The organism is Methylotenera sp. (assembly GCF_013141425.1).
Taxonomy (GTDB): Bacteria; Pseudomonadota; Gammaproteobacteria; order Burkholderiales; family Methylophilaceae; genus Methylotenera.
Map to the genome: position 1 here is coordinate 18,993 of NZ_JABFRA010000103.1, position 21,403 is coordinate 40,395.

The 21,403-nt window shown below is 42.4% G+C and carries 20 protein-coding genes; 6 read left to right on the top strand and 14 right to left on the bottom strand.

Annotation, left to right across the window (positions count from 1 at the left end):
- Positions 1-14: 14 nt before the first annotated feature.
- Both HOO90_RS09410 and gloB read right to left on the bottom strand, forming a co-directional pair.
- On the bottom strand, positions 15-1,835 hold the full coding sequence (locus tag HOO90_RS09410) for a transglycosylase SLT domain-containing protein (protein WP_292842400.1): 1,821 nt from the start codon (positions 1,833-1,835) through the stop codon (positions 15-17).
- Between the two features lie 107 nt (positions 1,836-1,942).
- Positions 1,943-2,725 carry a hydroxyacylglutathione hydrolase gene (gene gloB, locus HOO90_RS09415; protein WP_292842402.1) on the bottom strand — a complete coding sequence of 261 codons (783 nt, stop codon included), beginning with the start codon at positions 2,723-2,725 and terminating at the stop codon, positions 1,943-1,945.
- A gap of 17 nt (positions 2,726-2,742) precedes the next feature.
- On the opposite strand from gloB, the gene HOO90_RS09420 reads away from it, so the two are divergent.
- The 4 genes from HOO90_RS09420 (at position 2,743) to rfbB (ending at position 5,912) form a co-directional block, all read left to right on the top strand.
- A complete protein-coding gene (locus HOO90_RS09420; protein ID WP_292842404.1) occupies positions 2,743-3,555 on the top strand; it encodes a methyltransferase domain-containing protein in 813 nt (270 codons plus the stop codon).
- Positions 3,545-3,997, top strand: coding sequence for a ribonuclease HI (gene rnhA, locus HOO90_RS09425; RefSeq protein WP_292842406.1), 453 nt, complete (start codon positions 3,545-3,547; stop codon positions 3,995-3,997). The genes HOO90_RS09420 and rnhA overlap by 11 nt, the downstream gene beginning before the upstream one ends.
- 57 nt (positions 3,998-4,054) lie before the next feature.
- On the top strand, positions 4,055-4,762 hold the full coding sequence (dnaQ, locus tag HOO90_RS09430; RefSeq protein ID WP_292842408.1) for a DNA polymerase III subunit epsilon: 708 nt from the start codon (positions 4,055-4,057) through the stop codon (positions 4,760-4,762).
- A gap of 64 nt (positions 4,763-4,826) precedes the next feature.
- The gene (rfbB, locus tag HOO90_RS09435) at positions 4,827-5,912 is read left to right on the top strand and encodes a dTDP-glucose 4,6-dehydratase (protein ID WP_292842410.1); all 1,086 of its coding nucleotides are present in this window, start codon (positions 4,827-4,829) and stop codon (positions 5,910-5,912) included.
- Between the two features lie 42 nt (positions 5,913-5,954).
- Here rfbB and queD read toward each other — a convergent pair whose 3' ends face one another.
- From queD to HOO90_RS09465, 6 genes are all read right to left on the bottom strand, one after another.
- The gene (queD, locus tag HOO90_RS09440; protein WP_292842412.1) at positions 5,955-6,395 is read right to left on the bottom strand and encodes a 6-carboxytetrahydropterin synthase QueD; all 441 of its coding nucleotides are present in this window, start codon (positions 6,393-6,395) and stop codon (positions 5,955-5,957) included.
- Between the two features lie 63 nt (positions 6,396-6,458).
- The gene (locus HOO90_RS09445; protein WP_292842414.1) at positions 6,459-8,267 is read right to left on the bottom strand and encodes a bifunctional diguanylate cyclase/phosphodiesterase; all 1,809 of its coding nucleotides are present in this window, start codon (positions 8,265-8,267) and stop codon (positions 6,459-6,461) included.
- A complete protein-coding gene (locus tag HOO90_RS09450) occupies positions 8,260-9,876 on the bottom strand; it encodes an HD-GYP domain-containing protein (protein ID WP_292842416.1) in 1,617 nt (538 codons plus the stop codon). The genes HOO90_RS09445 and HOO90_RS09450 overlap by 8 nt, the downstream gene beginning before the upstream one ends.
- Before the next feature lie 184 nt (positions 9,877-10,060).
- Positions 10,061-10,966: a ribosome small subunit-dependent GTPase A gene (gene rsgA, locus HOO90_RS09455; protein ID WP_292842418.1), complete on the bottom strand. Its 906-nt coding sequence runs from the start codon at positions 10,964-10,966 to the stop codon at positions 10,061-10,063.
- Between the two features lies 1 nt (position 10,967).
- Positions 10,968-11,276, bottom strand: coding sequence for a cytochrome c (locus tag HOO90_RS09460; protein WP_292842420.1), 309 nt, complete (start codon positions 11,274-11,276; stop codon positions 10,968-10,970).
- 44 nt (positions 11,277-11,320) lie between these two features.
- On the bottom strand, positions 11,321-12,571 hold the full coding sequence (locus HOO90_RS09465; RefSeq protein ID WP_292842422.1) for a M48 family metallopeptidase: 1,251 nt from the start codon (positions 12,569-12,571) through the stop codon (positions 11,321-11,323).
- A gap of 121 nt (positions 12,572-12,692) precedes the next feature.
- On the opposite strand from HOO90_RS09465, the gene orn reads away from it, so the two are divergent.
- Positions 12,693-13,253, top strand: a complete 561-nt coding sequence (gene orn, locus HOO90_RS09470) for an oligoribonuclease (RefSeq protein ID WP_292842437.1) — start codon at positions 12,693-12,695, stop codon at positions 13,251-13,253.
- 99 nt (positions 13,254-13,352) lie between these two features.
- Here orn and glgA read toward each other — a convergent pair whose 3' ends face one another.
- Entirely contained in the window at positions 13,353-14,846 is a 1,494-nt protein-coding gene (gene glgA / locus HOO90_RS09475) for a glycogen synthase GlgA (RefSeq protein ID WP_292842424.1), read from the bottom strand.
- A gap of 82 nt (positions 14,847-14,928) precedes the next feature.
- Between glgA and crcB the strand changes: the two genes are divergently transcribed.
- Entirely contained in the window at positions 14,929-15,312 is a 384-nt protein-coding gene (gene crcB, locus HOO90_RS09480) for a fluoride efflux transporter CrcB (protein WP_292842426.1), read from the top strand.
- 22 nt (positions 15,313-15,334) lie between these two features.
- Here the strand turns inward: crcB and arsA are convergent, their stop codons facing one another.
- The 5 genes from arsA to HOO90_RS09505 all read right to left on the bottom strand — a co-directional run bounded on the left by arsA (position 15,335) and on the right by HOO90_RS09505 (position 21,129).
- Positions 15,335-17,092 (bottom strand): arsenical pump-driving ATPase, encoded by a 1,758-nt coding sequence (gene arsA, locus HOO90_RS09485; RefSeq protein WP_292842427.1) that lies wholly within the window; start codon positions 17,090-17,092, stop codon positions 15,335-15,337.
- Between the two features lie 18 nt (positions 17,093-17,110).
- Positions 17,111-17,470, bottom strand: coding sequence for an arsenite efflux transporter metallochaperone ArsD (gene arsD / locus HOO90_RS09490; RefSeq protein ID WP_292842429.1), 360 nt, complete (start codon positions 17,468-17,470; stop codon positions 17,111-17,113).
- A gap of 11 nt (positions 17,471-17,481) precedes the next feature.
- On the bottom strand, positions 17,482-17,961 hold the full coding sequence (locus HOO90_RS09495; RefSeq protein ID WP_292842431.1) for an arsenate reductase ArsC: 480 nt from the start codon (positions 17,959-17,961) through the stop codon (positions 17,482-17,484).
- A gap of 17 nt (positions 17,962-17,978) precedes the next feature.
- A complete protein-coding gene (locus tag HOO90_RS09500; RefSeq protein ID WP_292842433.1) occupies positions 17,979-18,311 on the bottom strand; it encodes a metalloregulator ArsR/SmtB family transcription factor in 333 nt (110 codons plus the stop codon).
- Between the two features lie 142 nt (positions 18,312-18,453).
- Complete coding sequence (locus tag HOO90_RS09505; RefSeq protein ID WP_292842435.1) at positions 18,454-21,129, bottom strand: Rne/Rng family ribonuclease; 2,676 nt, start codon at positions 21,127-21,129, stop codon at positions 18,454-18,456.
- Positions 21,130-21,403 lie beyond the last annotated feature (274 nt).

The following is a 21,403-nucleotide window of genomic DNA, read 5'->3' on the forward strand; positions in this document are numbered from 1 at the left end:
TAAGCCTCAATTTTTTAATTTCGGTGTTTTTTCTTGCTTGCTACCGCTTTGTTTTTTACTGTTTTGCGTGCAGATTTTATTTTCTTTCCGGCGTTATTTGAAACGCTTGTTTTATTGCTATTGCTATTGCTATTGCTCTTTGCCGATTTTTTTTGACGATTGGATTGAGTATTTTCAGTTTTGATTAAAATGATTTGTCCAACTTTCACGCGATTCCTTTTGATTGAATTAACAGTTTTTATTTGCTTAACGGTTACATTATAACGTTGTGCAATACCCTGTAAGGTTTCCCCTTTTTTTACTTTGTGTGAGACGTTGCGTTGTTCTACAGGTTCAATTTCATCTTTTTCATTTACCGTGTTACTTTCAGTATAAGCATTATTCAACGCACTTAAGTCTAGGTTGGCCGATTCCTGATTTGTGCTAGTTTCAGCGTTTGTAGAAGGTTGAAGTTTTTGCGTTCCGCTATCACCGTTCGATGTTTTAACATCGAGATTATTGCCATTCGGCACTAGGATCGTAGCGGATTTTTTGATTTTATTCTGTGTGGGCAGATTATTTACATTCCGCAGTTTAGCGAGCTGTATGCCAAATTTAGAAGCGATGTTTTCCATACGCTCACCGCGCTTTGCGAAATAAGTGCGCCAGCTGACCAACGGTTTGTCGTAATTAGCCAGGTTATTTCTAAAAGCTTGCGCGGCCAATATAGGCAATAGCAGTTCGTGCTTCTCGCCTTCGTTTGCAATGACGGGTCGCTTATTGCTGGGATTGAGTGCTAAAAACTCATCATCACTAATTTCCGCTAGTTTGGCAGCCAAATGTGCATCAATCTGGGCAGGTGCTATTACCTTAGCAAAATAGGGCGTATTGGCAATGGTCTGAATTTTAAGACCGTAATTTTCTGGATTGGTCATTAAATTTTTAATCGCCTGCAGTTTTGGTACATAGTTTCTAGTTTCTGCGGGTAGATCAATGCTCTCATAATCAATAGGCAAGCCTAGTTTACGGTTACGCTCAATGGCTCTGCCTACAGTGCCTTCCCCTGCGTTATAAGCGGCTAGGGCTAAATCCCAAGCGCCAAACATATTGTAGAGCTTTTGTAGATAGGCGAGTGCTGCGTCTGTAGCAAAGGTAACATTGCGTCTATTGTCTACCCACCAGTTTTGCTTTAAACCAAAATGCTTGCCAGTTGAAGGGATGAATTGCCAGATGCCGGAAGCATTGCTGGTTGAGTTTGCTTGAGGGTTATAGGCGCTTTCTATCATTGGTAGTAGCGCGATTTCAGTCGGCATGCCACGTTTTTCTACTTCTTCTACAATATGGAATAAGTAGCGCTGACTACGTTCTACCATGCGCTTAATGTAGTCAGGACGAGAGCTGTACCATTCTTCGTGATGTGTAACTAAACTTGAGGTGGAGTCTGGCATGGCATAGCCATTTCGAATACGTTGCCATAGGTCATCACTTTTAACTGGGACTTGCTCAGCAAGGTCATTTAAATCAACATGAAGTTCTCTATCAAACGCGTCACCGAGCTCAGTGTTCTCAGTGTTCTTAGGCTCTTGTTTATCAAGAGTGCCTAAGTCTCTCACTTGTGGCCTAAAAGAATCATCGGAGTGGATGATGATTTCTTCACCAGCAACATTGGACTCCGCCTGCACAATATTGGCCGTGGTGGAGCTTAGGCAGATTAAGCTTAATATCAGCGGTTTGATACGTACCTTGAAAACAGCAGGCAGATGGATTGGATTGGAATGTTTTATTTTTGGAAACTTGCTGTTAGGTATAATGCGGCTTAAGAATTGATAGGCGTGTAAAAAATAAGGCTGAAACATGAAAACGCTCAAAATCAAAATATAGCTGGATGGTAACAAAAAAATCAGAATAAGGTCAAGCGAATATAATTTACAATATACTTTAATTTATTTACGTATCTTAATGATTAGTAATGATTTCTATTGTTTCTTAGTATGCTAAAAACTTCTACTGGATCGGCATTACTTAATCCAATAGAAGATTGGATTTCGTTGTTGGTGCAGCGTAAAAAAGGATTGGTGGCGCGTTCTAACGCGATAGTTGATGGCAAACTTGGCGTGTTGTTTTCGCGAAATGTTTGCGTTTGTTTAAAGCGGTTTATTAAAAAGAAATTGTTCTGTTCGAGCGTGAGTGCAAAATTGATGTTTTGCAGGGTGTATTCATGCGAACAGTAAACTTTTGTTGCTGGGGGCAACGCCGACAGCCTTTGTAACGATTGGTACATTTGTGAAGCAGTACCTTCAAACAGCCGCCCACAACCCGCACCAAACAAGGTGTCACCACAAAAAAGGAGCTGATTCTTTTCGGAATAATAGGCCACATGGCCTAATGTGTGGCCGGGTAAATCGATTAGACTAAAGATGATATTAAGTTCTTTAATGCTGATCTTATCAGGCTCGCCCACTGGCGCATGCTCAAAAAGGTACTGGTCTAGTTTAGGCGCATATACCTGGATATCTGGAGAGTGCTTAAGGAGTGTAGCTACCCCGTCGATATGGTCATAGTGATGGTGTGTAATTAAAATTACTGTAAGCTTTAGGTTTAGTCGATCAAGTATTTCAAGGACGGGGATTGCATCCCCAGGATCGACAATGGCTGCGTGAAGGCCATTGTGTATTAGCCAGATATAATTATCCTTAAAGGCTGGAATTGGTATAATTTGCAAATCATGATGCATACTGTCAATCATTTGCTCTACTTATTTAAATGTCAATAGCCGCTAGCTTACCTCAAATTCAGCAGCAATCTTGGTTTGACTCAACCGTAGGTCGATATTTGCAGGCCAAAGAGCAGGCTTTGTATGATCAGGCAGTATTCGATTTGTTTGGATTTAATGCCCTGCAAATGGGTTACGAGCAATTACCCTTATTGCGTAATTCTCGTATCCCCAATCGTTATGTTGCTTCAGCTTTTGTGGACAATGAGGTGCAATATCACTTAAGTTGCAGTGATGACTTTCTACCATTTGCCGATATGAGCTTAGATTTATTATTATTGCCACATCGCTTAGAGTTCAGCGAGCGTCCGCATCAAACACTACGCGAAGCCGCAAGAGTAATGATGCCTGAAGGGCACTTGTTGATTTCAGGCTTTAATCAGCTCAGCCTTTGGGGTGCAACTGCTAGTTTTAAGAAATTATTTTCCGATACAGCAAGCTACCCATGGAATGGCAAATTTATAGGCTTAGCGCGTTTGAAAGATTGGTTAGCCTTGTTGGGGTTTGAAGTGGTGTCAGTTGAAATGTGCTGCCATGTGCCGCCCTTTGAACAGACTGTATGGTATCGACGCTTTTTATTTTTAGATAAAGTTAGTGGGCAACGCTGTGCGATGCTAGGTGGCGTGTACTTTATTGTGGCAAAAAAACGCGTAGCGGGTATGACGCCTATTAAGCCTAATTGGAAATTGTCACCATTAAAATCATCGCTTGTTATTGGCCCAACCCGTTCAAAACCAACACAAATGCATTCGTCAAAATTATCTCTCAATAAAAAAAATAGCAGAAAAAAATATGAGCAATAAAGTGGAAGTTGAAATCTATGCGGATGGTGCTTGCAAAGGTAATCCCGGCCCAGGTGGATGGGGTGCATGGATTAGCTATAATGGCAATGAGAAAGAATTGTTTGGTGGTGAGTTGTTAACTACGAATAATCGTATGGAACTTACCGCGGTTATACGTGCGTTAGAGGCGTTAAATCGTTCGTGTCATGCCAAGGTGTTTACTGATTCTGTCTATGTGCAAAAAGGGATTTCGGAATGGATAACAGGCTGGAAGGCCCGCAATTGGAGAACTGCAGATAAGAAGCCGGTAAAAAATGACGACCTCTGGCGAGTTTTGGATGTGCTGGCGCAGCAACACACTGTGCAGTGGATTTGGGTTAAGGGACACGCGGGTAATGTTGGGAACGAGCGAGCTGATATGTTAGCCAATAAGGGCGTGGAGCAAATTTTAGCCAATATCTAGTAGCAGTAAGCAGCTAAATTAAGTGCATAAACAGAATATTAATGTGAAAGTGAAATCATGCGGCAAATCTTTTTAGATACAGAAACCACGGGTTTATATCATGCGCAAGGTCATCGGGTTATTGAAGTGGCGGCCGTGGAGGTGGTGAATCGTCGACTGACTAAACAGCATTTTCACTACTATTTAAATCCAGACCGTGAAATTGACCAAGGTGCGCAGGAAGTGCATGGTATTTCATTGGAGTTTTTACAAGATAAACCACGCTTTGCTGATATTGCGAATGATTTAATTGCTTTTATTGCTGATGCCGAGTTGATTATGCACAACGCGCCATTTGACGTAGGCTTCTTGAATTGCGAATTCGGTTTAATCGAACAGCGTCCTGTGGAAAGCATTGTTGCTAAGGTGACCGATACGCTTAAAATGGCGAAAGAAATGCGACCAGGTCAGCGAAATAGCTTAGATGCGCTATGTAAGCACTATGGCATTGATAACTCACGTCGTACTCTGCATGGTGCCTTGCTGGATGCTGAATTGTTGGCCGATGTCTACATGGCGATGACGCGGGGGCAAGACAGTTTGATGATGGATATTGAAAAGCCGCGTAACGCACAACATGATTTTGCGGCACAATTAGCAACACCACTGCAAATTAAATTAGCCAATGAAGCAGAAATATCGGCACATCGTGAATATTTAGCTGGATTATCGAAGTCTGGCAATTGCGTATGGAATAATTTAGAACCAAAAAATGCGGCAGAATAAAAACTTGAACAAACTTTTGTAATAAGAGCAGTCAATCGAAAACAGATATTTAGAAAGTAAGAAGATGAATAAAACGATTATTGTGACAGGCGGAGCTGGTTTTATTGGTGCTAATTTTGTATTGGCTTGGGTTAAACAGGGTTTGGGCAAGGTGGTGAATCTTGATAAATTGACTTATGCAGGAAATTTAGAAAATCTGCTTGAAATCGAACACAACCCGCAACATTTCTTTGTTCATGGTGATATTGGGGACCAAGCCCTTTTGGCCGAGTTGTTAGCCGAGCATAAGCCTTATGCAATCGTGAATTTTGCTGCAGAGAGTCATGTAGATCGCTCAATTCATGGCCCCGAAGATTTTATCCAAACCAATGTAGTCGGTACGTTTCATTTATTAGAAGCGGTGCGTGCCTACTGGACTAGCCTGAGTGAAGCGCATCGTAAGCAGTTTCGCTTTTTACATGTATCCACGGATGAAGTTTATGGTTCGCTCGGTAAAAATGATGCAGCATTCACTGAAAACCACACCTATGCACCCAATAGTCCGTATTCTGCTTCAAAAGCAGCTTCTGATCATTTAGTCCGTGCTTATCATCATACTTATGGCTTGCCGACGCTCACCACCAATTGTTCTAACAATTATGGTCCACATCATTTTCCTGAGAAATTGATACCACTGGTAATTCATAATGCGCTCTCAGAGCTGCCATTACCAATTTATGGTACAGGACATCAGATTCGCGATTGGCTCTATGTAGAGGACCACTGTGCAGCGATTAGACGCGTGTTGGAGGCAGGGAATGTTGGGGAGGTTTATAACATTGGTGGATGGAATGAAAAACCTAATATCGAAGTGGTAAAAACTTTATGTAGAATACTCGATATTAAAAAGCCCCGTGCTGATGGTAAATCGTATGCTGATCAAATTGCATTTGTAGAGGACAGGCTAGGTCATGATCAGCGCTATGCAATTGATGCAACGAAGATAGCCAAGGAGTTAGGCTGGAAACCAAAAGAAACGTTTGAATCAGGGATTGAAAAAACGGTGAGCTGGTATTTAGAGCACCAGGACTGGGTTGCCAATGTGACGAGCGGTGATTACCGACATTGGGTGGCTAAAAATTACGCGGAACGCGGTGAGGAAATGGCTTAGTATTAATGTTTATTTAAGCTTATTATCTTCACTTAGCTGTATTTAACTCAGCGCATCTGCCCAGTTATTCGGTGTTTCATATAGGCGTACTTTTTCTAGCTTCAAATGGTTACCATAAGTGTCATGATACTGATTTTTAAGTATGCGAAAGGCTTCGGCAGCCATGTTCTCTGCGGTAGGCACGGTTGGAAAAATCACTGTTTTATGATTAGCTAAAGTATTCAGAAAGCTCAATACCTCGCTGTCATGTTGGTAAACTAGAAAGGCATGATCCCAGACGTCCACCACGGAATTCTTGGCAATTTTTTTTACATCAGAAAAATCCATCACCATGCCATTTTCCGAGGTATTTTCTTGCGAGATAATGTCGCCAGATAAAGTGATTTCAATCGCATAGCGGTGACCATGTAAATTTTTACATTGGCTTTTATGGCTGGGAATGCGATGACCAGCATCAAATTCAAGGCGGGTAGTAATTTGCATGAGAGTGGCTAAGATTAAATTTGTGCCAATTATACGCTGTCTGCAGTTGTTTTCGGTGACTTGTTAGCGTTGTCGTGTGGATTCAAAAACACTAAGCCAAGCAATAAAATCATCAAAAGACATCGGTTTCCCGTAAAAGTAGCCTTGAATCTTTTCGCATTTCAGTTCTTTTAAGATATCTAAACAGGCTTGATTCTCTACTCCCTCCGCTACAACTTCTTTGCCCAAGCTGTGCGCCAGTTTAACCACGGACTGGACGATTTCTTTATCCTGATCTGACGTAGCAATATTGCGTACAAAAGATTGGTCTATTTTGACGATGTCAATTGGCATATTGCGCAGGCGTGCCATAGAGGAATAGCCCGTACCAAAGTCATCCAAAGCAAGTTTGCAGCCTAATTGTTTAATTTTGTCAATGACTTTTGCAACTTTAATTTCATCCACCAGAATATCGTTTTCAGTGATTTCAATTATCAAGTTTTCTGCTGGAATCTGCCAGAGTGCAATTGATTGAGCGAGTAATTCAGGCAGGTCTGCGTCTAGTAAATCTATACTACTTAAATTAATCGTAAGCGCAATATTCTTTTGATGCGCAGAAATGAGCTCCGCGCAACGCTGACAGGCATTGTTAATCAGCCATCGGATAAATACCTTGCCGAAGCCTTTTTTGTAAATGACATCAATTAGTCGAGAAGGTGATAAGGCCTGCCATTCTTGATTCGGCCAGCGCAATAAGACCTCAGCACTGATACATATTTCATTTGTACCTGCTTTGTGATGAATGCTGACAATCGGTTGCAAAAACACGGCCAATTCATTTTGTTGTAAGGCCTCTATAATGGCTTCGTCTAGCAAATGAGCATTCATGAAAGAGGAAGAGATATGTTGATCGTAGATTTTGACCTGCTCATTTTTGATGATGGCGTGATGCAGTGCTAGCCTAGCGTATTCGTAAATTGAAATAGCATTCGTTTGAATATTGAACGTGCTGATGGCGCCGATATAAGGTTTTAAGATAAGTGTGATGTTTTCTAGAGGCAGGGCAGTTTCAAATGCATGTATCAGCTTGGTTGCCATTAAACTAAGTTGAGTTGTGGATTTTAATGGTTTAATTAAAATCGCAAGATCAATGGAGCCCACATAGAATAAGGTAGCGTCATTATTCAAGTGTTGTTGAATCGTAGCTATTGCCGCCAGCATCAGATTTGAGGCGGCTGAATTGAGCTGAGATTCTTCATCAAAATTGATATTTAGGTTGATCAGAATCAAACCTAAGTGTTCCATACCCAAATGATCTTCCTCAGAATCATTTTCTGCCACACTTTCAGTTTTTAAATATTGTTTTAATAAACTGGCTAATAAGTGCTGGTTAGGAAGTCCCGTATCCAAATCAAAATTTTGAACATAGCTGAATTTGTATTGCTCCAGTTGGTTTGTAACACGTGCGATGAGATGCATCAGTAAGTTTTGAAATTGACCATGCTTGTCGGTTTTTAATTCTAAACAGCGTGCTAATAGAAAAGCTGTATCTAAATTGGCACCAAGCTTGTAATCGTTAAGCCATGCGAGTAGTAAGTTGTTTATTTGGTGGTTAAATTGTGACCAGCTTAATTTTTCTGGCCAGCTGCTGATAATGTATGATGTATTTTTCAGAGTACTACTGCCACTATTATAGGGGGGAGATTTTATAAATTGCTCAAATGCTTGCGGGTTGAAATTGTAATCACCAGTCACCTCCGAAGCTTTTAATTGGTAGCTGGTCAGGATGTCTAACAGTAAATTGGGTTCTAATTCAATTGTAAAATCTTGGTACAGCGATGATGCACCGGCTTGATTTACCTGCGTTAAACTTTGGCTAAGCAAATTAACCATAATAATTATTTGAGCTTAGTCCGTAGCTGTCAGGTGGCAGCCCTTTCACGATTTTATAAGGCTCACCCGTGGGGGTAAGGGGCGAATTGATTAAATTAATGATGGCAGGGTATTCATTTCTACTTTTGTCGGGGTTCAGTAATATCATCACGCGAGGTAATAAGCGTCGCACACTGTTTTGCTGAATCACAACACCGACTTCGCCAGAATTGAGCTCAACAAGCGAGCTTACTGGGTACATGCCCAGAAACTGCACCAGTTGGTCGATAAGTACGCCATTAAATTTAAAACCACGTAAAGAATGAATTTCTTCTAAGGCCATTTGATTGTAAACACCTTTTGCATAGACTTTATTCGTCGTCAGTGCACAGTAGGTGTCAATCAGGCCAGCCATTTGGCCAGTTAAGCTGATTTGATTTCCTGAAAGTTTATACGGGTAACCACTACCATCAATGCGTTCGTGGTGCTGCGAAACCGTTAATATCACTGTGCCAGAAATATTGTCAGTTTTTTCTAATAAAGTTAGCGCAAAATCCACATGTTTTTTTAGCATTTCAAATTCGTCATGGCTGATTTTATCTTGCTTGTGTAAGAGTTCTGTTGGAATTTTGGCTTTACCAATGTCTTGCAATAAACCAGCCAAACCTAGATCTTTGACTTGTTTTTTAGGCAGCGCCATAAAATTGGCAAGTGCCATTAATGTGATGGAGACACTGAGCGCGTGATTGTAGGCATAGTCATCGGTTTGTTTCAGTTTTGCCAGCCATATCAGCGCATCTGGGTTTCGTTCTATACTTTCCACCATGCCATCTAAAGCTTCGTGGATGTTGCCTAAATCGATTTCTTGGTCTAAGGCGAGCGCTTCAAACATTTCACGGGTAGCTAGTTGTGATTTTTCATAGACAGGATAAACAACGGCGATTTCATCCTCAACAGGGGGGGCTTCATCAAAAATCGTGATTTTGTATCCATCGATAGTCTTTGGAGCTTTTTCGAGTTCCGCTTTTAACGCAGCTTTATCGATGGTTGATTGCAATTTTTTGTTTTTACTCCCCCAACTGGTTAAACCGGAAATAAAATTTGAAATATCGGTTTTAATTTGTGTTGTTAGGGTAGGGTTTTCAGCATCTGAATTTTTTGCATCAGTGTTAGTTTCGGCCCCCTTGCCAATATATTGCATATTAAATACGGCATCGGTGGTATTTTTTCTGGCTGTATCGGCTTGGTTGTTTGGGATGCCTGTATGAATTTCTTTGATAATGTCAAAAAAAGAAAACTTTGCCGTTGGTGGGTTCTGTTTAGTCGATTTGGCTACATCATTGGTTTTCTTGCTTGAATCAGTATTTACTATAACCCGATTGATTGTGCCATCACGCTTGATTGCAACGGTTTCTTTAGGTGCGGCACTGTAATGTCGGCCTACGGATAAAGTACGGTCAATATAGACAAACTGACAAATGTTCGCCAAGGTGGCAATTTGTTCTTGATCTTCGATCAGCAAGCCCTCTAGCATAAATGGTGTGCCTAGCCATGGGCGATCTAACTCGCAAACATACATGCCAATATCGATTAACGATACTGGGGTGTTCTCTCGACGCAAGTCAGTCACTAGTATGACCTTTTATCAATGGTATAGAAAGGCTTACACGCATAAGGGTGATTATAGGGCAGGGTATGAATTTTTTAAAAGCGTTTACATTTATTTACTGAATAATATTTAACTATTTGAGTTATTTAGTCCTTAAATGTTGTTTAAAGCAGTATTGCTGAAGTTTTAACTTATTAAAGTCTGTTTAACTTGATAACTCCAAACGCAGCATTTTATAAATGGCCAGCCTTTCTTCACTAATTTTTTTAGCGGCTACAGCTTCCATAATAGCGCAGTCAGGCTCATGTAGATGTTTGCAGTTGTTAAATCTGCACTTGCCTAGATAGGGTCTAAACTCGACAAAAGCATGCTCTAGCTCATCTGAACTAAGATGGTGCAAGCCGAATTCCTGCAAACCAGGCGAGTCGATCAGCTGACTTTGCGCATCAAGGTGATATAAATGGGCCGCGGTAGTGGTGTGCTTGCCGCTATCTAATACATGGCTAACTTCTTGCGTGCGAACAGTTTCATTGGGCAACAAGGCGTTGATGATGGTTGATTTACCCATACCAGATTGACCAACTAGAATGCTTGATTGCCCTTGCAGATAAGGTCTAAGCGAAGAAATATCTTCTTTGGCAGAAAGGGTTAAAACTTGATAACCAAGTGCAGTATAGAGCTCAAGCTTTTGTTTTGCATCCTCTTTATCTGCAAGGTCGCACTTGTTGAGCACAATGAGTGCCTTGATGTTTGCTGCTTCTGCCGCTATTAAACAGCGGTTAAGCAAGGCCTCATAAAAACTCGGTTGCGTGGCAAGGACAATTATAATTTGTGAAACATTGGCTGCCAGCATTTTGCTTTTAAAAGCATTGCTACGGTACAGCAGAGATTTGCGTGACAGGGTGCTTTCAACGACACCTTCGTGTTTGTCGGTTAATTTAACAATGACGACATCGCCACAGGCTAAATCGGTTTTTTTGCCACGGGTAACGCAGCTGATGCGCCGTTTTTCGTCGGTTAACTCCACCTGAAAACGTTTGCCAAAAGCCGCAACAATAGTGCCTTGCAGAGGTGGTATATAAGTCGATTTTTCAGGGGTTAGGGTGGTCAAATTATTCCGTAAATTTGTAATAGGATTGGTTAAGATATTTTGCGACGTTTAATTCTTCTTCTTCAAACCATTTGAGGCCTAGCATGGTGTTGCAAGTGCGCACTTGTGCGACTAAGCCTTTTGAGGTCTTTACTTTACGATCGTTACGTACATAAATGCCAGAACCATCACCACCAAAGCTATGCGCGTGGCAACTGATACAGTTTTTGACCACGAGGGTTTTGCCAGCGGCGGCATCTGCGTTGCCATAGGGTTCAGCATGGGCTATATTGCACATTAATAAACATGCGAAAAAAACTTGTTTAATCATGATGAGCTCACTTGAATATTCAACAGCAATATTTATTGCTAGAGCTAGCTAGTATACGCCGCTAATTTAGAAATCCGAATGCTAGCTGGCGGGTGCGAATCATAAAAAGCAGAATGTAATGGGTCAGGGGTCAGCGTTGAAGCATTATCTCGGTAAAGTTTGACCAAAGCCTTAACTAATTCCTTAGCGCTGGCGTGATTCGCCGCATAGTCATCTGCCTCAAATTCATTTTTGCGTGAGTAATTTGCCATCACTGGGCGAAGTAAGAACAAGAACACAGGCGACACCATTAAAAATAAGATTAAGGCCATGTAATTGCTGGCTTGCGTAATGCCTAGTCCAGAGTAAAACCAAGGCTGATTGATTAGCCAGCCGAGTAAAGCTAGGCCTAAAAAGCTTACTGCAAACATGAGAGCGATACGTTTAATGACATGATGATGTTTGAAATGCCCAAGTTCGTGGGCGAGTACTGCTTCAATTTCATCGGCGTTTAATCTTTCAAGCAAGGTATCAAAAAATACCACACGTTTTGATGCCCCAAAGCCAGTGAAATAAGCGTTACCGTGACTGCTTCGAGCAGAACCGTCCATCACAAAAAGACCTTGTGATTTAAAGCCGCATTTTGTGAGCAAGGTTTCGATGCGCTGCTTCAGGTTCTCATCTTTTAGTGGTGAGAATTTGTTAAATAATGGTGCAATAAATGTCGGATATACGGCTAACATGACGAGATTAAATACACTCCAGACAATCCATAAATAGAGCCACCAATATTGTCCGGCGCCCTGCATTAACCACAAGGCTGCAAACAAAATCGGTGCGCCTAGCGCAAGCCCAACAAGACTATGTTTCACTAGGTCACTAAAGAACATGGCGGGAGTCATTTTGTTAAAACCAAATTTTTCGTCAACCACAAATGTTTTGTAGTATTCAAATGGCAATTCAATCACGCTACTCACCAACATTGCACTACAAATCACCAGCGCACCACGAATAATTTCTTGGCTGGTTAGTAAATTGCGCCAAATGTCGTCGATCAATTGTAAGCCGCCACCCAGCGTAAAGGCGGCAAGCAGGAGCGCTTGAGCAATGGCTTCAATAATGACTAATCTGGTTTTTGTGGTCGAGTAATCCGCTGCTTTTTGATGTGCGTCTAAAGTAATGCTTTCTTGAAAAGCCGCTGGCACTTTATTGCGATGCGTTTGCACATAAGCAATATGCCGACGACCAAGCCATAGGCGAATTAACGTTGTGGTGACAAGCAAAAAAACGAAGGTAAAGGTAAGTGCAGAAGACATGTTTTTATCGCTCTAATTGATGGTTCGATAAGTGAATTAAGTTAATATAGTATTGTGAAGCATTTTGTGGATGTTAGTTCATCCAGTTTGCTTATAACTTAATATTTTAATGGAAATCATGATGGCAGAATCGAGTAATGGCACGAATCAAAATAATTTAATCTGGCTGGATATGGAGATGAGCGGGTTACTGCCAGACTCTGACCGTATTTTAGAGCTTGCGGCAGTGGTGACGGATGCCGATTTGAATGTGCTCGGCGAGTCGCCAGTGTTGGTAATTCATCAAAGTGATGCGGTTTTAGACGGTATGGATGCCTGGAATAAAGGTGCGCATGGTCGTTCTGGTCTGATTGATAAGGTGAAAGCTTCAACATTGGACGAAGTTGAAGCGACAAAACAAATGATTGAATTTTTAAAGCAATTTGTGCCAGCCAACAAATCGCCGATGTGCGGTAATTCTATCTGTCAGGATAGGCGCTTCATGGCGCGCTATATGCCAGATTTAGAAAGTTATTTTCACTATCGAAATTTAGATGTCAGCGCCTTTAAAGAATTAGCGCGCCGCTGGAAACCTGAAATCTACTCAGGCTTTAAAAAAGCTAGCAAACACGAGGCCTTGGCTGATATTTATGAGTCAATTGATGAACTTAAATATTACCGTGAACACTTTATTGTGAAGTAGAAATCGCTCAATCTATCGGCAAAAAAAGAGGGCGTCTATCAAGACGCCCTAAGAGGGAGGAGAAACCAGCTTTGGAGAAGCTTAGTGTTTATTAAGCATTTACCGTGCCAACTTCAAACTATCTTTAATTTTAAACTCTTTCCCTAGTAACTTTTCATATTCAGCCAGATATTCGAGCGCGCTTTTATCCCAGCTTAAATTTTGCAACATGCCATTTTTTTGGATTTGTTGCCAGGCTTTTGCATCATTGTTGAACACGTTTAACGCTTGCTTAATGCAGCTCAGCAGACTTGCAGAACTCGCTTCACTCATCACAAAACCGTTGGCTGTTTTGTTTTTAAAGGTGATGATATTAGTATCAACCACCGAGTCGGCAAGGCCACCAGTGGCGTTAACAATGGGCGGCGTGCCATACGCCAGGCCGTACAGTTGATTCAAACCGCAGGGCTCAAAACGCGATGGCATGAGGAACATGTCACAGCCCGCCATAATTTGATGCGAGAGCGGCTCATTATAGCCAATGGTGACACTAACCTTGCCTGGGTTGTTGACGGCTAAATGACGAAAGGCGTGTTCTAGTGAACTTTCGCCGCTACCTAATAAGGCGAATTGACAGCCAGCATTGACCAATTGCTGGAGGATAGGTACCAGCATATCAAGGCCTTTTTGATGTGTCAGGCGACTCACCACGCCTAATAATGGTGCATTTGCATCAACATGAAGCCCTAATCGTTCTTGTAAGGCGGCTTTTACCTGTTTTTTACCAGCGAGTTTGGTGGCGCTATAGGTTTTGATTAGATGTGGATCAAACTCAGGATTCCATTCATCGGTTTCGATGCCGTTTAATATCCCTTTTAATTCATTGCCACGCTTACTTAATAGACCTTCTAAACCAAAGCCAAAGGCAGGCGTTTGAATTTCTTTTGCATAACTTGGGCTTACCGTGGTGATCGTGTCTGCATAGAAAATACCCGCTTTTAGAAAGGAAAGCTGGCCATGGTATTCAAAACCTTCTAAAGTAAAGTGCGTACTGGGTAAAGCTAAGGTTGGTAGCCAACTAGGTGCATAACAGCCCTGAAATGCCATGTTATGCAAGCTGATAATAGATTTGGCTTTAGAATGCTCGACTAGCTTCATGTACGCAGGTGCCAAGCCAGTTTGCCAGTCATTACAGTGCACAATATTGGGTTGCCAATCGGCAATAGGCGAATGCGGTCCGCTTAAAATTGCCGCGACTTTTGAAAGTATGCCAAAGCGTACAGGATTATCCAGCCATTCTTGGCCGTTAGCATCCACATAAGGGCCGCCCTCACGCTCGTAAAGCCCTGTCGCTTTTATTACCAATACGTTTATGTCATTGTCTAAAATCGTGCCCATCAATAGTTCAGCATTTTCAATCACTGGTAAATTTTTCAGCATTGCTACATGCGTTAGGTCGTCCAGTTGATTTAATACAGCAGGGTAGCCAGGCACCAATATACGGATATCAACACCAAGATTCTGTAAGGCGGTTGGTAGCGAGCCGCTTACATCGGCTAAGCCACCTGTTTTGATTAGTGGAAAAACTTCAGAAGTTGCAAAAAGAACACGCAAAATATACCTTCTTCATAATGACGTTGATGCATTATTATATTGTATAAATTAGGTAGTGATCACATTGATTTCAGGAGTAAGCATGGGATTTAACGGGTTTTTAGTGGTTGGTGTCGGTGCTGCAATTGGAGCGTGGATGCGCTGGTGGCTAGGATTTACGCTAAATGCAACATTACCCGCATTACCCCTAGGCACACTAGCAGCCAATCTTATCGGGGGCTATTTTATGGGTTTATTCATGGGGTTATTCGGGCTGAGTACAGCGTTATCGCCCGAATTTAGACTTTTTCTAATGACGGGTCTGCTAGGCGGCTTAACAACGTTTTCCACATTTTCTGCCGAAGCTGTCACGCTGATGGCGCGTGGGCAATATGGCTGGGCAGCAACACATATCTTAGTACATGTGTTGGGTTCACTGGCAATGACAGGCTTGGGAATACTTACCATACAGTTGATACGAAGTTAACACGCTGTAACGTTTGCATTTGTCATAGTCCTCCAGCTAATTTTAATAATCGAGCTAAACCAATGGGTTCATCTTTAAGCATTGCCACAACAGCATTTCGTTTTGAATATTGTTGTTCAACTGCATTAATTTCAACTAATTCGTTAAGTGCTCTTTGATGAAGCAATGGTGAGTTTGTCACGGTTGCTGCAATACTGTTGTTAATTACCCATGCCCAAGGTTCAATCCCTGCACGACGTAAATCTACTTGAAGATTAGCAGCCTCTAATACTGGAGTTTTCTCAGCAAGTGTCACAATGAGCACTTTGGTTTGCTTGCTGTCCTGAAGCTGCATCATTGGTGTGGTGTAGTGCAAATTAGTATTTCCCATTTGGCGAGTCACTTCACGATGATAAGCACCCGTTGCATCTAGCAATAACAGGGTATGCCCTGTAGGTGCAGTATCCATCACAACAAACTTTTTACCTGCTTCACGAATAATGCGAGAAAATGCTTGGAATACCGCTATTTCTTCTGTACAAGGTGAGCGTAAATCCTCTTCTAGCAAAGCTCGACCTTGCGCATCTAGCTTAGAACCTTTTGTATCTAATACATGCTTGCGATAGCGTTCTGTTTCTTCATGTGGGTCAATTCGACTGACTGTTAAATTATCTAATGCGCCGTTGAGTGTATCTGATAGATGTGCTGCAGGGTCTGAAGTTGTAAGGAGTACTGGTAATCCGCGATGTGCTAACTCAACAGCCACGGCTGCAGCTATTGTAGTTTTGCCTACACCTCCCTTACCCATGGTCATGACAAGTCCATGACCATCCTCAGCTATACCATCTACAAGTTTTGATAAGCTAGGTTTGTCTAAGTTTATAGGCGAACTATTTGCTATGTGTGCATGATATGGCGTATCTATTAGTAATTGCCTTAAGGCTTCGAGCCCAACCAAATCAAATGGTTTAAGCACGACATTATCTTGTGGAAGTGATTTTAAGACTTCAGGAATCGCATTTAGAGCCGCTTGCTCGCGTTTATAAATTGCCGCAGCTAACTCATCATTTCTAGTCTCTGCTTTTGGCAGGATGCCATTGATCACAAGGTATTGTTGTTTTAAACCAATGCCTGCAAGCTCTTCATGGGTACGTGCTACTTCACGCAATGTGGATTGTTGAGCACGTGCAACTAAGATTAATCGTGTGCGTTTACCGTCCGCAAGTGCATCGACAGCAGCTTTATATTGCTCGCGTTGTTTCTCAAGGCCTGCTAATGGGCCTAAGCAAGATGCATCGCCTTTACCTTCTTCTAGAAACCCACTCCATGCGCCAGGTAATTGCAATAAGCGTATGGTGTGGCCAGTTGGCGCAGTATCAAAGATGATGTGGTCATATCCTGCAGTTAGTGGTGAATCAATCAACAGAGAAGTAAACTCATCAAATGCTGCAATCTCGGTTGTACATGCGCCAGATAACTGCTCTTCAATTCCTTTAACTACAGCATCAGGTAGTATCCCGCGCACTGGTCCAACAATACGGTCTCTATATAATTGCGCAGCGGCTTGTGGGTCGATTTCAAGTGCTGAAAGATTTTGAATTGCTGGTACTGGCGTTATATTGTTGCCAATACTGATTCCAAATACTTGCCCGACATTAGAGGCTGGGTCGGTACTTACCAGAAGTACGCTTTTACCTGTCTCAGCTAATTGAATCACTGTTGCACAGGCAATTGATGTCTTGCCAACGCCACCCTTGCCAGTAAAAAATAGAAAGCGTGGTGGTTGGTCAAGAAACTTCATTAGATTACCTTCATATGATTAACAACATTTACCGCCACTACAACATCCGCCAGCGGGTGCAATCTCTGTGATTGCTACAATACTAGCCCAACGTGATAGCTCGGTACGATTAGGGTAACGTCCTGCCAATGCAAATTCACCATCAACCAATATCAGCGGTAATGCTTCTTGTCCAGAACGCTCGAGGAAATCTCTAACAACTTTGCTATTGGCAAAATCCATAGGCTGCTGTGCAAGATTAAAGCGTTCAATCTTTGCGCCATTCTGTTTAGCCCAATCAACGTCCGCACTAAAACTCACTAACTGTTGGTCTACATCTACACCACAAACGCCGCTGCTACAGCACATGGCTGGGTCAAATACTTGTATCGTTTTCATCATCTGTCTCCTTACACCACTATGGTGGCAATCTTATCCATTGCAAGCTTCAGTGCTGGTTTATCGTGTTTTAATGTTTCAAGTGGTAAGGCTAGAAAGGCTTCAATACGTGCTCGTAATATCCTGTAAGCCTTCATGAATGCCGCATCGATTTCTTCATCCGTGCCTGTTGCATGGGCTGGGTCTTCAACACCCCAGTGGCTTCTTAAGACTGGGCCAAGATAGGCTGGGCAAGTTTCGTCTGCAGCGTTGCCACATACTGAAATCACAATGTCTGGAGTTGCTGGTAGATTCTCCCAAGATTTACTGTGATAGCCTTCTGTAGAAATGCCTTCGCGTGCGAGTAATGCCAGTGAGCGTGGGTGCACATAGCCTGCTGGTTTACTACCCGCGCTCATGGCTTTCCAGCCTGCTGGTGCTAAATAATTAAAAGTTGCTTCGCCCAAAATAGAGCGGCATGAATTACCTGTACATAGGAAAAGAATGTTCATGATTTTCTCTGGAAAAATTAATTTAATTGCGTTTCATCACAAGAAACATCCGAGCAGCAAGTAGCATTTCCTGCACAACAGTTTTCTGTGAGGTACGCAAGCAAGCCATTCATCTCCTCATAATTAGCAGAGTAATAAATAAAACGGCTAACTTGGCGCGACTTTATAAGTCCTGAAATGCTTAATTCTTTTAGATGAAATGACAGGGTGCTTGGTGGAATTTGAAGTTTATCTCCAATCACTCCAGCAGCCAAACCTTCAGAACCAGCTTGAACAAGTAGCCTGAATATATCCAAACGGGCTTCCTGAGCTATGGATGAAAGTAATAAAACAGCAGATTTAGTATTCATGCATTCTATATTTCCATAAATATAGAAATATTGCAATGATTATCACAAAAAAAATATGATAAGTTTGAAATGATAAAAAAGCCCTGATTCTTTCAGGGCTTTTTTATAGCTTGGCTTTTACCTCAACCATATTTTGTAAATACTATTTGTTTTGCGTTTCCACCAAAACTAAAGGTGCTTCCGCTTCCGTAGGTAAAGTTTTTTTCTGCCAATTCGCCGCTTTACGAGGCGCTTTAGGTTTTGCAAATTCAGAAGGTGTAGCTTTTGGCACATCCGCTTTCGTTTCAACCAACTGCAAGCCTGCGGCAGCTAAATCCACTGGTTTTGATTCAGCCTTTGGTTTGCGCGGGCGAGCAGGGCGCTTGCCTTGAGCTTTTGTTGTAGTGACTTCAACTGAACTGGTCGCTTCTTGCGGCGTCGCTTCACTTGTTGCATTAGCTTCTGGTTTATTTGCGGGCGTTTTTGTCGCTTTGGACTTTCTGTTGTCAGCTTTGGCTTTTGCAGGTTTAGCATCTGCTGTAGCCTGAATCGGCTGATTTTCAGCTGATTTAGCGACTTCCTGTACAGAGGTGTTAGCGACATTTTTAACGACATTCTCTGTAGCAGTATTCGTTGCTTGTACCACAACTGTTGCCGACGTTGTGCCAATCTCCTCATTTGGCACAAACGGACGATTTGTCTCTCGCGCAACATTGTCGTCACGGTCACGGCGGCCACGGCGGTTATTGCGATTGCGACGATTTCCACTGCGTTCCGTTGTTTTTTCAGCACTAGTTTCAATTACACTTACTTCAGCATTGGTGTTTAACGGTGTAGTGGCGGTTTGTTGACGCTGTTGCTCATTTCGAGGCTTGTCACTACGTGGCTGCTCGTTCCTAGGCTGTTGCGGTTTTTGTTGGCGCGGCTCTTGGGCTTTTGCATCAGTAGGTCGCGCTTCTTGGCTTTTGGCTTCGTTGTTACGGTTTGGACGATTTTGTTGATTAACATCTTTATCTGTGCGCTCGCCACGGTTACGCTCGTTACGATTGCGATTATTGCGGTTACGATTGTTACGGTTATTTTCACGACGTGTTTCTTCGGCTTTTTCAGCTTCTGTTTTTGGCGTTTCTTCTGTAGAAGTCGTTGCGCCAAATAGACGTTTAATACGTGTAAAAAATGAAACCTTAGGCGCTGCTACAACTTCTGGTGTTGCTTTTTCAGCCACAATTGGCGCGGGTGCGGCAGGTGTGATTCCTTTAACTGCGGCTACTGGTCTTACCGCTTTTGCGACTTCTTCTGCATTCGGAATGTAAGTAGTTTCGGTAGGTAGTTCCACCAATTTGTAACTTGCACGGTTAGTTTCTTCTGTTACGTCATCGTGTTTAACGCGCACAATGTTGTAGTTTGGCGTTTCAAGGTGAATATTTGGAATCAACACGACTTCCACGCCCATGCGTTGCTCAATAGCGTGAATATCTGCACGTTTTTCATTAAGCAAGAATGTCGCCACTTCAACGGGTAATTGCACTTGAATAATGGCGCTGTTTTCTTTCATTGCATCTTCTTGTGTGATACGTAAGATATGCAAGGCCGTTGATTCAATGCCACGAATGTGGCCAGTGCCACTACAGCGTGGGCACGGGATGTGATTAGTTTCGCCTAAACTTGGGCGTAAGCGTTGGCGCGATAATTCCAGCAAGCCAAAGCGTGAAATTTTGCCAGTTTGCACACGGGCACGGTCAACATGCAAGGCGTCACGTAAGGCATTTTCTACTTCACGTTGATTGCGTTGGCTTTCCATGTCGATAAAGTCAATCACTACCAAACCACCTAAGTCGCGCAAGCGTAATTGGCGTGCGACTTCTTCAGCGGCTTCTAAGTTGGTATTGAATGCGGTGTGTTCAATGTCGCTGCCACGTGTTGCACGGCCAGAGTTAACGTCTACTGAAACCAAGGCTTCAGTATGGTCAATCACAATCGCACCACCTGAAGGCAAGCGTACTTCACGTGCAAAAGCAGATTCAATTTGATGTTCAATTTGAAAGCGTGTAAACAATGGAATTTCATCTTGGTAGAGCTTAACGCGCGACACATTGCCTGGCATTACGTGATTCATAAACTGCACGGCTTGTTCGTGAATATCCGGTGTATCAATTAAGATTTCGCCAATATCAGAGCTAAAGTAATCGCGAATGGCGCGAATCACTAAGCTACCTTCTTGGTAGATTAAATACGCACCAGCTTGCATTGCAGAGGCGCCATCAATGGCTGTCCATAATTGTGTGAGGTAGTTTAAATCCCATTGTAATTCTTCTGCATTGCGGCCAATACCAGCAGTGCGAGCAATGATGCTCATGCCTTTTGGCACTTCTAATTGGGCTAAAACATCGCGTAGTTCGTCACGGTCTTCACCTTCAATACGGCGTGAAACACCGCCTCCGCGCGGGTTGTTTGGCATTAATACCAAATAACGGCCAGCCAGTGAGATGAACGTAGTAAGCGCAGCGCCTTTGTTGCCGCGCTCGTCTTTGTCTACTTGAACGATAAGTTCTTGGCCTTCTTTTAAGGCGTCCTGGATGCGAGATTTACCATCTGCACCTTCTTTGAAGTAGCTGCGAGAAACTTCTTTAAATGGTAAGAAACCGTGTCTATCCATGCCGTAATCGACAAAAGCCGCTTCGAGTGATGGTTCGATACGGGTGATCACCCCTTTGTAGATATTGCTTTTGCGCTGTTCTTTGCCAGCGTGTTCAATATCCAAATCGATGAGTTTTTGCCCATCTACAATCGCAACGCGTAATTCTTCCTCTTGCGTTGCATTAAATAACATACGTTTCATTTTGTGCTCCTGTTAGGCTCAGGTGGCAGACTCAATGCTTTAGTTAAGCGATTGATATTTAAGGCGATTAAGGTAGAAGTGCCAAAGATGTTGGCTGAAATACTGAAGGCGCAAAGGGTGCGCATGTGTGTAATCTAACGATTATAATTTTAAGAAACTGGTAACAGATTAACTGTATCATTCTTAAAATAAACTATTATAAATTGACTGATTGGGCGTGCTTTACTTAAAGAAAGCATGCAGTGATAGCCAATTTTTTAAACTATTATTTCAC

Bases quoted from the DNA above. Each gene is read 5' to 3' on its own strand.
- HOO90_RS09410 (WP_292842400.1), bottom strand. From the start codon at position 1,835: ATGTTTCAGCCTTATTTTTTACACGCCTATCAATTCTTAAGCCGCATT.
- gloB (WP_292842402.1), bottom strand. From the start codon at position 2,725: ATGATTGACAGTATGCATCATGATTTGCAAATTATACCAATTCCAGCC.
- HOO90_RS09420 (WP_292842404.1), top strand. From the start codon at position 2,743: ATGTCAATAGCCGCTAGCTTACCTCAAATTCAGCAGCAATCTTGGTTT.
- rnhA (WP_292842406.1), top strand. From the start codon at position 3,545: ATGAGCAATAAAGTGGAAGTTGAAATCTATGCGGATGGTGCTTGCAAA.
- dnaQ (WP_292842408.1), top strand. From the start codon at position 4,055: ATGCGGCAAATCTTTTTAGATACAGAAACCACGGGTTTATATCATGCG.
- rfbB (WP_292842410.1), top strand. From the start codon at position 4,827: ATGAATAAAACGATTATTGTGACAGGCGGAGCTGGTTTTATTGGTGCT.
- queD (WP_292842412.1), bottom strand. From the start codon at position 6,395: ATGCAAATTACTACCCGCCTTGAATTTGATGCTGGTCATCGCATTCCC.
- HOO90_RS09445 (WP_292842414.1), bottom strand. From the start codon at position 8,267: ATGGTTAATTTGCTTAGCCAAAGTTTAACGCAGGTAAATCAAGCCGGT.
- HOO90_RS09460 (WP_292842420.1), bottom strand. From the start codon at position 11,276: ATGATTAAACAAGTTTTTTTCGCATGTTTATTAATGTGCAATATAGCC.
- HOO90_RS09465 (WP_292842422.1), bottom strand. From the start codon at position 12,571: ATGTCTTCTGCACTTACCTTTACCTTCGTTTTTTTGCTTGTCACCACA.
- orn (WP_292842437.1), top strand. From the start codon at position 12,693: ATGGCAGAATCGAGTAATGGCACGAATCAAAATAATTTAATCTGGCTG.
- crcB (WP_292842426.1), top strand. From the start codon at position 14,929: ATGGGATTTAACGGGTTTTTAGTGGTTGGTGTCGGTGCTGCAATTGGA.
- arsA (WP_292842427.1), bottom strand. From the start codon at position 17,092: ATGAAGTTTCTTGACCAACCACCACGCTTTCTATTTTTTACTGGCAAG.
- arsD (WP_292842429.1), bottom strand. From the start codon at position 17,470: ATGAAAACGATACAAGTATTTGACCCAGCCATGTGCTGTAGCAGCGGC.
- HOO90_RS09495 (WP_292842431.1), bottom strand. From the start codon at position 17,961: ATGAACATTCTTTTCCTATGTACAGGTAATTCATGCCGCTCTATTTTG.
- HOO90_RS09500 (WP_292842433.1), bottom strand. From the start codon at position 18,311: ATGAATACTAAATCTGCTGTTTTATTACTTTCATCCATAGCTCAGGAA.
- HOO90_RS09505 (WP_292842435.1), bottom strand. From the start codon at position 21,129: ATGAAACGTATGTTATTTAATGCAACGCAAGAGGAAGAATTACGCGTT.